Annotated in this window: 2 protein-coding genes; both read left to right on the top strand. The window is 50.5% G+C overall.

The features are described 5' to 3' along the window. Positions 1-391 precede the first annotated feature (391 nt). Positions 392-613: a 2-C-methyl-D-erythritol 4-phosphate cytidylyltransferase gene (locus GV827_RS23155; RefSeq protein ID WP_164356696.1), complete on the top strand. Its 222-nt coding sequence runs from the start codon at positions 392-394 to the stop codon at positions 611-613. A 140-nt stretch (positions 614-753) separates the two neighbouring features. Beyond that, the coding region (locus GV827_RS23490) for a hypothetical protein (RefSeq protein ID WP_204326068.1) at positions 754-1,312 on the top strand (559 nt) is incomplete at its 3' end.

The raw sequence follows: 1,312 nt of genomic DNA, 5'->3' as shown, positions 1-1,312 counted from the left end.
AATCCAAATCCGCATCGCCGTGCTCAACCGCTACACTGCTCTCGGCATTCCCGTCACAGAGCCCGCAGGATAAGTCCGTCCGGGGAAAGGGGAACTCTGCCCGTCACTGGATTTGTGCAACAAAGCCCGATCAATGTTGTCAAAGACATTGATGGGACCAAGATCGGAGAAGTCTTCCACGATATTTCTTTCTTAACTTGGAGCGTTTATCCGGGGAAGCTGAAATACAATAAGTTGTTGAATCGTATTTGTTTTACAGTGCCCTCTCCAGTTCGGATCTGAAGAAAAGGCTGTCTTAAAAAATCATAAAGATGATTAATCCTGCGACGATGAGATTGGTAGGTTTTTTAACTCTCCCATAATGTACCCAAGCCTAGGGAACGCGATTACTATGGAAAATGCCGCCATTATTGTTGTTGCGGGTCGAGGCAGCCAAATGATTCAAGATCTGCCAAAGCAATACTTGCCTTTAGGCACCAACGTGGCGCAGTGGCATGCGGTAAAGGCGTTTCTGACCTGTGATCAAGTCAATCGGGTCAGCGTGGTGATCCATCTGGAGAGCCCCCATCGGGTAGTTCGGTTGAACTTCGCGCTGCTTGGCTACCGAGCCTAATTGTAGCCAGGGCTGTCGGTCAGACCACCAAAGTCCAGAAATCTCTGCTCTTTCAGAATTGAGGCGCCTCTAACGAGGCGCCTCTTTGTTGGTAATTGGGATAGTTCAATTCGGCTCTATCTATCGCCTCCGAAGCCTCCATGGCCACCCTGATCACCGGCACCATTTTCGCCTCCCGAATCAGAGCTGTCATCTCCACCGAAGTACCCCGATTCGGTGCTGTCATCTCTACCAAAGTTGGAGCCACCCTGAGCGCCGGCACCGTTTTCGGCAGCCGAGTCAGTATCAATGGTTCTCCTGGATGGCGAGCTTGTAACCAAGACCTCCCCATCGTCGTCATCATCGTCGTCGTCATCGTCGTCATCATCGTCATCGTCGTCGTCATCATCGTCATCATCATCGTCGTCATCATCGTCATCATCATCGTCGTCATCATCGTCGTCGTCATCATCGTCATCATCGTCGTCATCATCGTCGTCATCATCGTCATCATCATCGTCGTCATCGTCGTCATCATCGTCGTCATCATCGTCGTCGTCATCATCGTCGTCATCGTCGTCATCATCGTCGTCATCATCGTCATCATCGTCGTCATCATCGTCGTCATCATCGTCGTCATCATCGTCGTCATCGTCGTCGTCATCATCGTCATCATCATCGTCGTCATCATCATCGTCGTCATCGTCGTCATCATCGTCA

It is taken from the genome of Sulfitobacter sediminilitoris (genome assembly GCF_010667575.1).
Classification (GTDB): domain Bacteria; phylum Pseudomonadota; class Alphaproteobacteria; order Rhodobacterales; family Rhodobacteraceae; genus Sulfitobacter; species Sulfitobacter sediminilitoris.
This window is presented reverse-complemented; position numbering and strand designations above follow the sequence as displayed.

Coding starts and splice junctions, on each gene's coding strand:
- GV827_RS23155 (WP_164356696.1), top strand. CDS start 392: ATGGAAAATGCCGCCATTATTGTTGTTGCGGGTCGAGGCAGCCAAATG.